This is a genomic window from Streptomyces sp. NPDC002785 (genome assembly GCF_040295565.1).
In the GTDB taxonomy this organism is placed as follows: Bacteria; Actinomycetota; Actinomycetes; order Streptomycetales; family Streptomycetaceae; genus Streptomyces.
The window spans coordinates 42,520-55,169 of the sequence record NZ_JBEOVN010000025.1; the positions used below are offsets into that span (position 1 = coordinate 42,520).

15 protein-coding genes and 1 tRNA gene are annotated in these 12,650 nt (G+C 68.8%); 14 read left to right on the top strand and 2 right to left on the bottom strand.

All coding sequences use genetic code 11. The annotated features are described in order from the left end of the window. Positions 1-123: 123 nt before the first annotated feature. The 3 genes from ABTZ94_RS09670 to ABTZ94_RS09680 all read left to right on the top strand — a co-directional run bounded on the left by ABTZ94_RS09670 (position 124) and on the right by ABTZ94_RS09680 (position 2,206). A complete protein-coding gene (locus tag ABTZ94_RS09670) occupies positions 124-741 on the top strand; it encodes an HhH-GPD-type base excision DNA repair protein (protein WP_351199207.1) in 618 nt (205 codons plus the stop codon). A 410-nt stretch (positions 742-1,151) separates the two neighbouring features. After that, the gene (locus ABTZ94_RS09675; protein ID WP_072488263.1) at positions 1,152-1,448 is read left to right on the top strand and encodes a type II toxin-antitoxin system VapB family antitoxin; all 297 of its coding nucleotides are present in this window, start codon (positions 1,152-1,154) and stop codon (positions 1,446-1,448) included. A 164-nt stretch (positions 1,449-1,612) separates the two neighbouring features. Beyond that, entirely contained in the window at positions 1,613-2,206 is a 594-nt protein-coding gene (locus ABTZ94_RS09680; protein WP_351199230.1) for a LytR C-terminal domain-containing protein, read from the top strand. A 45-nt stretch (positions 2,207-2,251) separates the two neighbouring features. Here ABTZ94_RS09680 and upp read toward each other — a convergent pair whose 3' ends face one another. Continuing rightward, positions 2,252-2,887 carry a uracil phosphoribosyltransferase gene (gene upp / locus ABTZ94_RS09685; RefSeq protein ID WP_266747425.1) on the bottom strand — a complete coding sequence of 212 codons (636 nt, stop codon included), beginning with the start codon at positions 2,885-2,887 and terminating at the stop codon, positions 2,252-2,254. 105 nt (positions 2,888-2,992) lie between these two features. Here upp and ABTZ94_RS09690 point away from each other — a divergent pair, with 105 nt between their 5' ends. The 9 genes from ABTZ94_RS09690 (at position 2,993) to ABTZ94_RS09730 (ending at position 8,667) form a co-directional block, all read left to right on the top strand. Beyond that, a complete protein-coding gene (locus ABTZ94_RS09690) occupies positions 2,993-3,229 on the top strand; it encodes a hypothetical protein (protein ID WP_351199210.1) in 237 nt (78 codons plus the stop codon). A 187-nt stretch (positions 3,230-3,416) separates the two neighbouring features. Next, a complete protein-coding gene (locus ABTZ94_RS09695; protein ID WP_351199232.1) occupies positions 3,417-3,983 on the top strand; it encodes a tRNA adenosine deaminase-associated protein in 567 nt (188 codons plus the stop codon). 102 nt (positions 3,984-4,085) lie between these two features. Then, on the top strand, positions 4,086-4,514 hold the full coding sequence (tadA, locus tag ABTZ94_RS09700) for a tRNA adenosine(34) deaminase TadA (protein WP_351199234.1): 429 nt from the start codon (positions 4,086-4,088) through the stop codon (positions 4,512-4,514). Positions 4,515-4,592: 78 nt separating this feature from the next. Further along, positions 4,593-4,677 (top strand) — tRNA-Ser (locus ABTZ94_RS09705). A gap of 456 nt (positions 4,678-5,133) precedes the next feature. Next, positions 5,134-5,298, top strand: a complete 165-nt coding sequence (locus ABTZ94_RS09710; RefSeq protein ID WP_351199212.1) for a hypothetical protein — start codon at positions 5,134-5,136, stop codon at positions 5,296-5,298. 9 nt (positions 5,299-5,307) lie between these two features. After that, positions 5,308-5,601, top strand: a complete 294-nt coding sequence (locus ABTZ94_RS09715; protein WP_351199214.1) for a Dabb family protein — start codon at positions 5,308-5,310, stop codon at positions 5,599-5,601. A 197-nt stretch (positions 5,602-5,798) separates the two neighbouring features. Then, positions 5,799-6,680: an RNA polymerase sigma factor SigF gene (locus ABTZ94_RS09720; RefSeq protein ID WP_351199216.1), complete on the top strand. Its 882-nt coding sequence runs from the start codon at positions 5,799-5,801 to the stop codon at positions 6,678-6,680. 237 nt (positions 6,681-6,917) lie between these two features. Further along, positions 6,918-7,784: an RNA polymerase sigma factor SigF gene (locus ABTZ94_RS09725; RefSeq protein ID WP_351199218.1), complete on the top strand. Its 867-nt coding sequence runs from the start codon at positions 6,918-6,920 to the stop codon at positions 7,782-7,784. 67 nt (positions 7,785-7,851) lie between these two features. Further along, entirely contained in the window at positions 7,852-8,667 is an 816-nt protein-coding gene (locus tag ABTZ94_RS09730; RefSeq protein ID WP_351199220.1) for a hypothetical protein, read from the top strand. A 39-nt stretch (positions 8,668-8,706) separates the two neighbouring features. Here the strand turns inward: ABTZ94_RS09730 and ABTZ94_RS09735 are convergent, their stop codons facing one another. Continuing rightward, positions 8,707-8,925 carry a hypothetical protein gene (locus ABTZ94_RS09735; RefSeq protein WP_351199222.1) on the bottom strand — a complete coding sequence of 73 codons (219 nt, stop codon included), beginning with the start codon at positions 8,923-8,925 and terminating at the stop codon, positions 8,707-8,709. Positions 8,926-9,488: 563 nt separating this feature from the next. Here ABTZ94_RS09735 and ABTZ94_RS09740 point away from each other — a divergent pair. Together ABTZ94_RS09740 and ABTZ94_RS09745 are read left to right on the top strand one after the other, a co-directional pair. Continuing rightward, complete coding sequence (locus ABTZ94_RS09740; protein ID WP_351199236.1) at positions 9,489-10,010, top strand: MarR family winged helix-turn-helix transcriptional regulator; 522 nt, start codon at positions 9,489-9,491, stop codon at positions 10,008-10,010. A gap of 104 nt (positions 10,011-10,114) precedes the next feature. Continuing rightward, complete coding sequence (locus tag ABTZ94_RS09745; RefSeq protein ID WP_502967213.1) at positions 10,115-12,529, top strand: MFS transporter; 2,415 nt, start codon at positions 10,115-10,117, stop codon at positions 12,527-12,529. Positions 12,530-12,650 lie beyond the last annotated feature (121 nt).

A 12,650-nucleotide genomic window follows, 5' to 3' on the forward strand; every position in this document is an offset into this window, starting at 1 on the left:
GCCGCCGACAGCCACCTCCGGCAGGCCTTCGCATAGCCTCCTCGAACGGAATCCGGCGGCAAACGGCTGCATCGGCGGGCAGTGGGGTGGCCGGGCCATGCCTCCGTCGGGATGATCCAAGCCATGACCAAGAGCAACAAGGACCGGGACATCACCCTGCGGATCGCCCAGCAGCCGGAGGCGGACGAGCTCCTCGCGCGCAGCCCGCTCGCCGCTCTGGTCGGCATGCTGCTGGACCAGCAGGTGCCGATGGAATGGGCCTTCTCCGGCCCGTACACCCTGGCCGGGCGGATGGGCGGAGACGACTTGGACGCCCATGAGATCGCCGCGTACGACCCGGAGGCCTTCGTCGAACTCTTCACCGCCAAACCTGCCTTGCACCGCTATCCGGGCTCCATGGCCAAGCGGGTCCAGCAGTTGTGCCAATACCTGGTGGCGGAGTACGACGGCGACGCCGGCTCGGTGTGGAGCGATGTCTCCAGCGGGGCCGAGCTGCGGAAACGGCTGAACGCCCTGCCGGGGTTCGGCACCCAGAAGGCGCAGATCTTTCTGGCCCTGCTGGGCAAGCAGTTCGGGGTCCGGCCGACGGGCTGGCGGGAGGCCGCCGGACCGTACGGTGAGGCGGGCTCGCACCGCTCGGTCGCCGACATCACCGGCCCGGAGTCGCTCGCCGAGGTCCGCGCGTTCAAGCAGCAGGCCACATACGCGGCCAGGGCGGCCAAACGCGCAGCCGACCAGTAGCCGACGAACAACAGCACCGCCCGCCGCCGGGAACCACCGCCTGCGGCGGGCCGTACCGAAGAGCGACCACGGCATCTCCCGCCCCGGCTGCGTACCGAAGGACCGTGCCGGCGACCGCGTCCCGGAGCAACGCGCCCGGATCCAGGGCGGCCCCGGAGACGGCGTACCCGGCAACGATCTCCTGCGCCGGCTGCGGCAGAACCCCGGCACCTCCGCCCGACGCCACGCCCGTGTCCGGAGCGCCGGCATCAAAACCGCCGCCGGTACCCGAACCCGCGTCTCGCCCGTACTGTCGTTGTCACTCATCACGACCCCTTGTTCCGGAATGCACGCTTTTGTGGCGTTCTCGCCAACATCGCAGTCCTGCCCCATGGCTGCGCCCGGAGGCTCTTGCCCGGTAGGCTTTCCGTGTGATCTTCAAGCGCATCGGAAATGGGCGGCCTTATCCCGACCACGGCCGGGAAAGCACCCGGCAGTGGGCGGATGTCGCGCCGCGCCCGGTCCGCCTCGATCAGCTGGTGACCACCAAGGGCAATCTGGACCTGGAGACCCTCCTCGCCGAGGACTCGACGTTCTACGGCGACCTGTTCGCGCACGTCGTGAAGTGGCAGGGCGACCTCTACCTGGAGGACGGACTGCACCGCGCGGTCCGCGCCGCACTCCAGCAGCGCCAGGTACTGCACGCCCGGGTACTCGAACTCGGCTGACGAAGCCCGGCGGGTTCCTTCCACGGACCCGCAAGCCCTGAGGGCCGATCCAGGTTCGTTCGGGTGCTTTCGCACCCGGACAGGTGCGATCCATTGATCATTTAGTAGGCGTCATCACCGAGTCGCACTACGCTGCGCCCATGAGCATGCTCACTCCCCCCGGCATGGGCGGAAAGTACCGCATCACGGGCGACAAGTACCCGCGCATGCGCCGTCCCCGTCGTCGCGGCAAACTGATCCTCGCTGCCACCGCTTCCGTGGTTGCCCTCGGGCTGGCCGGATGGGGCACACTGCAGCTCATCGACGTCTTCACGGGCGGCGACAGGAAGGCCAGCGCCGCCGACCACACGACGGACTGCCCGTCCGCCAAGCCGTCAGCGCCCGCGAAGGCGCTGCCGAAACCGGCGAAGATCACCGTCAACGTCTACAACGCGACACCGCGCAGCGGGCTCGCCAAGAAGGCGGCCGACGAGCTGAAGAAGCGCGGCTTCACCATCGGCAAGGTGGGGAATGCCTCGGCCGCGTACGACAAGAAGGTCGCCGGTCCGGGGGTACTTCTGGGCGCCCCGTCGGCCACGAACGGCTCGTTCCCGGTCCTTGGTACGCAGTTGCAGGGGGCCGTTTTGAAGACCGATGCCCGCAGGACGGCGGACGTCGATCTGATCCTCGGTACGAAGTTCAAGGCGTTCAGCACACCCCGGTCGGCCGCCGCGGCCCTCGCCGCCCTGGCGAAGCCGGCCCCCGCACCGTCCTGCTGACGGCTGCCGGGTCGACCCCGGCAGCCCAGCGCATCCTGCTCGGTCCTAGCCGACCGTGCCGTACATCCGGTCGCCCGCGTCACCGAGGCCCGGGACGATGTAGCCGTTCTCGTTGAGCCGCTCGTCGACCGAGGCGGTGACCACGGTGACCGGCGTACCCGCCAGTTCGCGCTCCATCACCTCGACGCCCTCGGGCGCCGCGAGCAGTACGACCGCGGTGACATCGTCCGCACCGCGCTTGATCAGTTCCTGAATGGCCGCGACCAGCGTGCCGCCGGTGGCCAGCATCGGGTCCAGGACGTACACCTGGCGGCCCGAGAGGTCCTCCGGCATCCGCGTCGCGTAGGTGGACGCCTGCAGCGTCTCCTCGTCGCGGATCATGCCCAGGAAGCCCACCTCGGCGGTCGGCAGCAGCCGCACCATGCCGTCGAGCATGCCGAGACCGGCCCGCAGGATCGGTACGACCAGGGGGCGCGGGTGCGACAACTTCACACCGGTCGTCGGTGTGACCGGGGTCTCGATATCGACCTGCTCGGTGCGCACATCCCGAGTGGCCTCGTAGGCGAGCAGGGTGACCAACTCGTCGGCGAGCCGCCGGAAGGTCGGGGAGTCGGTGCGCCTGTCGCGCAGGGTGGTGAGTTTGTGCGCGACCAGTGGGTGGTCGACGACGTGGATCCGCATGGGCTCAACAGTAACCGGGCCTCCCGCACGCGTGCGCTGGCATCAATCACACGTTCGGATGGAAGGTGGGGGGCATACGGACCCAGCCTTGGGGGTGATGAACCGATGCCGGACGGGGAACAGCGGAAGCGGGATCAGCCGGACACACCGGCCCCGCAGGACGCGCCGGACACAAAGGACGCGGAGGACGTGGAAGAGGCCGACGCGGCGCGCCGCAGGCGGCGCGCCCAGTTCCTGCGCGAGCTTCATGAGGCGAAGGCGCTCCGCGACCGGGTCCAGCCGCGCCGGGCCAGGGCTGCCCGGATGCGCCAGGCCATGCGGATGCGGGCCTTCCGCTGGTAGGTCGGACGGCGGCACGGTATCCCCCTGGTGGCGGCGTCCAGGAGAACTGATGGCCGACGCAACGGCCGAACTCCTCTCGCAAAGCCTATGTTTCTGCCACGATTCCGATGGGCGGGACGCAGGACAGCCGGGCCACCGGCTGCCCTCCCGCCGGACCGACACCCCTATGACCAGTGGGAGAGTCACGGTGTACTTCGCCGCACTGCTCGCGCGCACCGAAGACGGGTGGGAAGCGAGCGACACGGAACTCGACGATGTGGAGACCCTGTCCGACCTGACGGATCTGGCCCGTGAGGCCTCGGTGGACGAGGACACGGTGCTCGTCTTCATCGAGCAGGAGGACGCCTGGTTCGGCGTCGTCCGGGTGGACGGTGAGGAGGACCCCCGGATTTTCATCTCGGATGCCACCGCCGCCGCCCGCTCCTCGTACGGGGAGATCCTTCTCACGGATGAACTGCTCGGCCGCGAACCCGGGGCCGAGGACACGATTGCCGCCCTCGAAGAGCTCGTCGGCCTCGACGGTACGGAGGACGGCGAGCCGGACATCACCCCCGACAACGACAACGACAACGACAACGACAACGACGACGACGGACTCGATGCCGACGCCGTACCGGCTGGACCGCTCGGTGACACCGGGATCCTGGCCGACCTCGGGCTCCCCGAGGCGGAACTGCTGATGCTGCGCACGGACGCGCTGGTGGAGATCGCGGACGCGCTGGGCGCGGCCGAGGTCCTGGAGACCGTCCGTTAAGGTCCGCGGGTGAGCGAACCACCGCACCCGCAAGGACCGCCGGAACCGCACGATCCCGTAAGAGAACCTCACGATCACGTGAGAGATCCGTGGCGGGCGCATATGCGCCGCGCCCTGGCCGAGGCCGATCTGGCGGCGCGGGCCGGCGATGTGCCGGTCGGCGCCGTCGTGCTCGGCCCGGACGGCGCTCTGCTCGCCGCGGGACACAACGAACGCGAGGCGACCGGCGACCCGACCGCGCACGCCGAGATCCTCGCCGTCCGCCGGGCCGCAGCGGCGCTCGGCCAATGGCGGCTGTCCGGATGCACCCTGGTGGTCACCCTGGAGCCCTGCACGATGTGCGCGGGCGCTCTGGTGCAGTCCCGGGTGGACCGGGTGGTCTACGGCGCACGGGACGAGAAGGCGGGTGCGGCGGGCTCGCTCTGGGACGTCATACGCGACCGGCGGCTCAACCACCGCCCCGAGGTGATCCACGGAGTGCTGGAGGACGTCTGCGCCGACCGGCTCACGGCGTTCTTCCGCAACCTCTGACCAGGCTCCCGCGCGTCTGCGGCCTGCTCCGACGAATCGGATTTCGAACGACGGCCGGGATGGTCTAAGCTCTCTCTCGGTAGCGTGTCCGAGCGGCCGAAGGAGCTCGCCTCGAAAGCGAGTGTGGGGAAACTCACCGAGGGTTCAAATCCCTCCGCTACCGCTCTTGTGAAGGGCCCGGCGCATCGCGTCGGGCCCTTCGAGTTTTCCGCACCGACACTCGCGGATACGGACACGACTGTGGTCCCGGGTACGAGGGTCGTCGTACCCGGGACCAACGCCCGCGAAGTCCGGTCGGGGGAAGCGGCATCGGGGGACAAGCCGCTTCCCCCGATGAGAACAGGCTCCTCAAGCCCTCGCCGCGGTCAGGGGAAAAGCTCGCGGCGAGAACCCCGCAGTGAGGTCCTGTTCCTCGCCCCTCGGATTCCTGCCGGATCCGCTGGGCTCACCGTCCATCCTGCGGCCTCGCAGAAGCCTTACGAGCGGGCAAAGGGCCCCGATCACCGGGCCCTTGGTCCTTAAAGGCCGTGTGAGTGGTCAGAAACATCTGAGGGATACGACCATTCGTACGGATAGAATCGCCCGACTGCACAGGGGATCGAAGGGGAGGCAGGGGCTGATGGCGCAAGCGAAGAAGATAGCGCTCTACGTGATAGTCGGCTTCGTGGCGTACACGATCATCACGTCCCCGGCCCGGGCGGCGGAACTTGTCCAGATAGGGTTCGAGGGCATTTCGAGTGCCGCACAGGGCGTCGGCGACTTCATGTCCGAGCTCGTGAAGTAGGAGTACCCCATGATCCGCCATCTGGTCCTGTTCAAGCTGAACGACGGCGTCGAGCGGGACGACCCGCGGGTCGTCGCCGGGGCGAAGGCCTTCCAGGAGCTGGCGGGGAAGGTTCCCGAGCTGGAGTTCTGGGAGTGCGCCTGGAACATCACCGACCGGCCGATCGCGTACGACTTCGCCATCAACTCCGCGGTCGCCGACGAGGACGCTCTGAAGCGCTACATCGAGCACCCTGCCCATCAGTCCGCCGCCGGGCAGTGGCGCGCGTTCGCCACCTGGGTGATCGCCGACTATCCGTTCTGATTCACCTGGTCCGCCCGATCCAACCGGTCCCCTGAGCCCCTCGCCACCACGGCGAGGGGCTTTTTTTAGTGTTTAAACCAAGTTGAACCCAACACGACGCTATACGGTGCTTGCACACAGTGGACATGTCTTGTGATGCTATGACCGCTTTTGACGGATGAGTTGACCGAAGTTGACCGCAAAGGGGTGGCGTGACCGTGCCGGCCAGTGCAGCGCCTCAAGTGCCTCCCCAGACCGTCCAGACCTTCCAGGCCGTCGAAACCGTCGACACGGTCCAGACCGAGATGCCCGACAGCACGACGCCGCCCGCCAGGACCAGGGGCGCGGACACCAGGGCGCTCACTCAGGTCCTTTTCGGACAGCTCAAGAACCTGGAGCCGGGGACCCCGGAGCACGGCCGCGTACGGGCGGCACTGATCGAGGCGAACCTCCCCCTGGTGCGTTACGCCGCGGCACGGTTCCGGAGCCGTAACGAGCCGATGGAGGACGTCGTCCAGGTCGGCACGATCGGCCTGATCAACGCCATCGACCGGTTCGACCCCGAACGCGGTGTCCAGTTCCCGACCTTCGCGATGCCGACCGTCGTCGGCGAGATCAAACGGTACTTCCGGGACAACGTACGGACCGTCCACGTCCCACGCCGACTGCACGAGCTCTGGGTCCAGGTCACCGGTGCCACCGAGGATCTGACGACCGCCCATGGCCGCTCCCCCACCACCGCGGAGATCGCCGAGCGGCTGAGGATCTCCGAGGACGAGGTGCTGGCCTGCATCGAGGCCGGCCGCTCCTACCACGCGACCTCGCTGGAGGCCGCGCAGGAGGGCGACGGGCTGCCCGGCCTCCTGGACCGGCTCGGCTACGAGGACCCGGCCCTCGCGGGGGTCGAGCACCGCGACCTGGTCCGGCATCTGCTCGTACAACTGCCCGAGCGCGAACAGCGCATCCTGCTGCTGCGCTACTACAGCAATCTGACGCAGTCACAGATCAGCGCCGAACTGGGTGTCTCCCAGATGCATGTGTCAAGGCTGCTGGCCCGTAGCTTCGCCCGACTTCGATCCGCAAACAAGATCGAGGCGTAACCGGAACGGGTAGAGCACTCGAAGTCCGGTTCGGGCGGCCGAAATGCCGCACACCCCCTGTTAACTGCACAGACGCCACAAGGACTTGTCGATATGTCACTACAGCGCGTTGACGACATGTGACATTCTGCGGAAACCGCGTTTGCCGTGGCCTCGCCTCCGGTATTCAGGTGGAGGCTGCGTTCCTCCGATGGTCGCGGCTCAACGCTCGACCGTCCGCGACCTCAAGGGGGTGGCATGTCCGCAGAACAGGGCAGCTCGAAGGTGCTCACGCTCACGAAGAGCACACCCGCACCAGTTGTGCTCACCAGCTCGTCGGAAGCCATCGACACCCGCACTCTGTCCCGCTCCCTGTTCCTGCGGCTCGCCGCACTGGGGCCAGCACCGGGCCCCGATGGAACGGACAGCCCGGAGCGTGCCTACGTACGGGACACACTCATCGAGCTCAACCTCCCGCTGGTGCGCTACGCCGCTGCGCGGTTCCGTAGCCGCAACGAGCCGATGGAGGACATCGTCCAGGTCGGCACGATCGGCCTGATCAAGGCAATCGACCGGTTCGACTGCGAGCGGGGCGTGGAATTCCCGACGTTCGCGATGCCGACCGTCGTCGGGGAGATCAAACGCTTCTTCCGCGACACCTCGTGGTCGGTGCGCGTCCCGCGCCGTCTCCAGGAGCTGCGGCTCGCGCTGACCAAGGTCAGCGACGAGCTCGCTCAGAAGCTCGACCGCTCGCCGACCGTGCCCGAGCTGGCCAAGGCGCTCGGCGTCTCCGAGGAGGACGTGGTCGACGGACTGGCCGTCGGCAACGCGTACACCGCCTCCTCGCTGGACTCGCCCTCGCCCGAGGACGACGGCGGCGAGGGCTCCCTCGCAGACCGGCTCGGATACGAGGACTCGGCGCTGGAGGGCGTCGAGTACCGCGAATCGCTCAAGCCGCTGCTGGCCAAGCTCCCGCCGCGCGAACGCCAGATCATCATGCTGCGGTTCTTCGCCAACATGACGCAGTCCCAGATCGGCGAAGAGGTCGGTATCTCGCAGATGCACGTCTCGCGCCTGCTGACCCGTACGCTCGCCCAGCTCAGGGAAGGGCTCATCGCCGACTGACCGCCGTGGACCGCCGCACCGTCGCACGAGGGTTCCGATTTGACGGACCGTCAGCCACACTGGCGCGATGCGACGCCAGATACTCGACTCGACCGGCCGCCGGGGCTTCGTGATCGCCGCCTCGGCGGCCGTGCTGTGTCTGGGCGGCGCGCTGGCCGCCTGCGGCGGCGGGACGGCGGACGACGGCTATGTGGCGGTCGGCGCGGCGGGCACGGGCCCCGAAAGAGCGCCGTCGGGGGCGGTGGCGCCGTCGGGGAAGGTGACGCTGGTGCCGCTGGACAGGGGTGGCAAGGACGGTGGGAGGACCGGAGCCCGGGCCGACGGCGGCGGGCCTTCGCCGGGCGCCTCCACCGGTGGCGACGGCTCCGGGGGTACGAGCGCTGCGGGCGGCGGGGCGATCCGGCCGCCCGGTACGCCTGACACATCCGGCCCCGGCGCAGGCGGTGCGGCCGGCGGCACCGGCAGTGCGGGCGGCGGTACAGGTGGCACGACCGGCTCCGGTGGCTCCGGTGGCCCTGGAGGCGGCTCCCCGGACCCCGCAACCCCGCCGGCGCCCGGCCCCACCGCGCCGGCGGGGCCTGCCGTGCTGGTGGTGGGTGCCCCCGAGCGGGCGGCCGCGGACGAGCGCTGGTGCGAGAAGGTGACTGTGGAGGTCCGCAACACCGGGGGATCACCGGCGCGTTCGGGGACCGTCACCTTCGCCACACACATCATCGGCGGGCTGGGGGTCGACTGGGCGACCATCGAGTCGACCGCGCCGCTGCCCGCGCCGATCGACGCGGGAGCGGCGCGGACGAAGACGTACACCGTCTGCGTGGACGCCTGGCGGGTGCCCCTGGGTATGCATGTCGAGACCCGGGACGTCACCGCCGTATTGAAGTGACGGGTGGAGGCAGGAGTTACGGAGGAACCGGTGCGCGGGTCAGCGGAGCGCGAGCCAGGCGACCGCTGCGAGGACGACGATCACCGCGGCAACGGTGACGATCATCCCGGTCTTCGGTCCGGACGAGGCGGCCGGCTGCTGCCGGCGCTGCGGCTCGCCCTCGTCGACGAAGGCGCGGAACATCTGGGTGCTGCCCGCGGCGTCGTAATTGCCCTCGGGGCCCTGGGGGTCGCCATTTACCGGCGGCTGATTACGCATGAATGCATTCCCACTCGATCGGGTGAAGTGCTCGTCGGATACTGCGATATGAAGCCTGTGGAACTGTAGCGTCGTCACGTGGGAGAGGCTCCTGCGGTCAACGCTCGACCCCTCTCGCACCAGGGACTCTGCCCGCCACGGACTGGATCACGCGCGTGACGCGTGCCGCCACCGGGGTGCGAACGCGGAGAACCAGGTCGTCCAAGACCGTTCGGGATGGCCCGCCAGACGCACAGCACCTCGCGCCGGGCGCCAAGGAACGGTTGTGTGCCATGGGTCAGGACCCTAGCGGTCCGGCGGCACCCTATGCCCCTACGGGGCGACGGCCGGGCCCCGAGTAACGCTCGGGGCCTACTGCCGTTTCGAGGCCACCGTCCACACCTCGGGTGTGGCACGAGACACACCCGACCCGTCCCGTACACGCTGGCCGTTTGACCCGAGCCCTACGCAGCCTTTTGCTTTCCTTTACTTCTGCAAGCCCCATTTCGTTTGCCTGCAGCAACCAACAGCTTCTATCGTTGCCCTAAGCAACAAGATGAACCGGTGAGATGTCTGGGGGGCCCGTGGCCGTACGGAGTCAGTACGAAGAACTGGCCCGGCAGCTCAGCGCCATCGGGGCCGTCAAACGGGGTCTCGCCCGCATGCTGCCCGCCGAATGCCCCGGCGGCTCCGCCGCCGTACTGGCACTTCTCCGTGAGCACGGCGAAATGCGCATCAGCAGACTGGCCGAGCTGATGGCCGTCGACATGTCGGTGACCAGCCGTCATGTCGCCCATGTGGCGGAGCGTGGCTGGATCGAACGGTCCTCGGACCCGGCGGACAAGCGGTCCCGCATCCTGCGGCTGACCCCCGCCGGACACGACGTGCTCAACGATCTGAACCGGCGCACCACCGACATGTTCATCCACAACCTGTCCGATTGGTCCGACGACGACGTCGGACAGCTCAACACGCTGTTGGCCCGGCTGCGTGACAGTTTCGCCTGTCGCGGCCCAGGAGGGTGCACCCCCGGGAAGCACATCGGCGACTGCCGTTCCCGGCCTGCCGACAGCGACAACGACTCGTACACCCGCACACCTGTGTAACAGAAGCAAAGACAAGGAACTCAATGGCTACGACCACACCAACCGGTGTGCGGGGCGGCCACGCCAAGCACGGGGGATCGTCCGATGCCTCGTCCGGCGCGCCGATGACACACCGGCAGATCATGGAAGCACTGGCCGGGCTGATGCTCGGCATGTTCGTCGCGATCCTGTCGTCAACGGTCGTCTCCAACGCTCTTCCGGAGATCATCTCCGACCTCGGCGGCGGCCAGAGCGCCTACACCTGGGTCGTCACGGCCTCGCTGCTGTCGATGACGGCCACCACCCCCCTGTGGGGCAAGCTCTCCGACCTGTTCAGCAAGAAGCTGCTGGTCCAGATAGCGCTCGTCATCTACGTCGCGGGCTCGGTCGTCGCCGGTATGTCGACCAGCAGCGGCATGCTGATCGCCTGCCGTGTCGTCCAGGGCATCGGTGTCGGCGGTCTCTCCGCCCTCGCGCAGATCGTGATGGCGGCGATGATCGCCCCGCGTGAGCGTGGTCGCTACAGCGGATACATCGGTGCGGTGTTCGCCGTCGCCACCGTCGGTGGTCCGCTGCTCGGCGGTGTCATCACGGACACCAGCTGGATGGGCTGGCGCTGGTGCTTCTACGTCGGTGTGCCGTTCGCGATCATCGCGCTCGTCGTGCTCCAGAAGACGCTGAAGCTCCCGGTCGTGAAGCGTGACGTCAAGGTCGACTGGTGGGGTGCGGTCTTCATCAGCGCCGCCGTGTCGCTGCTGCTCATCTGGGTCACCTTCGCGGGCGACAAGTACGACTGGCTCTCCTGGCAGACCGTCGCGATGCTCATCGGCTCCGCCGTGCTCGCAGCGATCTTCGTCGTCGTCGAGTCCAGGGCCGACGAGCCGATCATCCCGCTGCGCCTCTTCCGCAACCGCACCATCACGCTGGCGTCGCTGGCCTCGTTGTTCGTCGGTGTCGCGATGTTCGCGGGCACCGTCTTCTTCAGCCAGTACTTCCAGCTGGCGCGCGGCAAGTCGCCGACGATGTCCGGTGTCATGACGATCCCGATGATCGCGGGTCTGTTCATCTCCTCGACGGTCTCCGGCCAGATCATCACCAAGACGGGCCGCTGGAAGGCCTGGCTGGTCAGCGGTGGCTTCCTGGTCACCGCCGGGCTCGGGCTGCTGGGCACCATCCGGTACGACACGGAGTACTGGCACATCGCGGTCTTCATGGCCGTGATGGGTCTCGGCATCGGCATGATGATGCAGAACCTGGTGCTCGCCACGCAGAACCAGGTCGACCCGTCCGACCTCGGCTCGGCCAGCTCCGTCGTCACCTTCTTCCGTTCGCTCGGTGGTGCGATCGGTGTCTCGGCGCTCGGCGCCGTCATGGCGAACCGCGTCACCCACTACGTCAAGGACGGCCTCACGGAGCTCGGCCCCAAGAGCGCGGCCATGGGCCATGGCGGCACCGGCGGCGGGGGCATCCCCGACCTGGACAAGCTGCCCGCGCCGATCCGTACGGTCGTGGAGAGCGCCTACGGACACGGTGTCGGCGATGTCTTCCTGTACGCCGCTCCGGCCGCGCTGATCGCCTTCCTGATCACGATCTTCATCAAGGAGGTCGCGCTGAAGACGAATTCCGTGAGCGAGGTCCCGGCCGCGGCCGAGGTCCCCGTCGCGGAGGCGGTCGAGGCTCCGGCCGTCGCTGGGGCGCCGGTCTCCCGGGCAACGGCCCGGACTGCCCCGGTCTCCTCGGTCGACACCCTGGAAGCCCCGGTCGCCACCATGCTGGGCACGGCCGTGCACGGTGTGGTGCGCGGCGCCGAGGGCGCACCCGTCGCACAGGCCGCCGTCACGCTGATCTCGCTGGCCGGCCGGCAGCTGGGACGCTCCGTCGCCCAGACCGACGGCAGCTACGGTCTGGACGCGCCGGGCTCCGGCAGCTACGTCCTGATCGCGTCCGCCGACGGCTTCCAGCCGCAGGCGTCCACCGTGGTCGTCGGTGACGAGCCGCTCTCGTACGACATCCTGCTCTCCGGTACGAGCGGCCTGGCCGGAACCGTGCGGACCGCCGAGACCGCTGCGCCGGTCGAGGGTGCCATGGTCATCGTGACCGACGTGCGCGGCGATGTGCTGGCCACCGGCACATCCGGTGAGACGGGCGAGTTCGCCTTCGGTGAACTGGTCCCCGGTTCGGTGACCGTCGCGGTGAACGCCGCAGGGTTCCGTCCGCTGGCGCTGCCGGTGGAGATCGGCGGCCAGGGCGTCACCCGGATCGAGGCCGCACTGCAGTCCGGTGCGCTGGTGCAGGGCGTCGTGCGGGCCGGTACCGGCCGCCTGCCGCTGCCGGACGCCCGGGTCACGCTGGTCGACGCGGCGGGCAATGTGGTCGCCAGCTCGACGACCGGGGACGACGGGGCGTACGCCTTCACCGACCTGGACGCGGGCGAGTACTCGGTCATCGCGACCGGCTACCCGCCGGTGGCCGGTGCGCTGACCGTGGCCGGTCGCGGGGTCGACGGCCACGACATCGAGCTCGCGCACCCCGGCGAGTAACGACCTGGGCGAGGTCGTAACCACAGACCCCTGGCGGGTCGGCGTTTCGAGCGGAGACGCTGTACCGGCCGGTGGAAATGGGCCCCGGTGGCGGGGACGGCAGGCAGGGGACGGCCTGCCG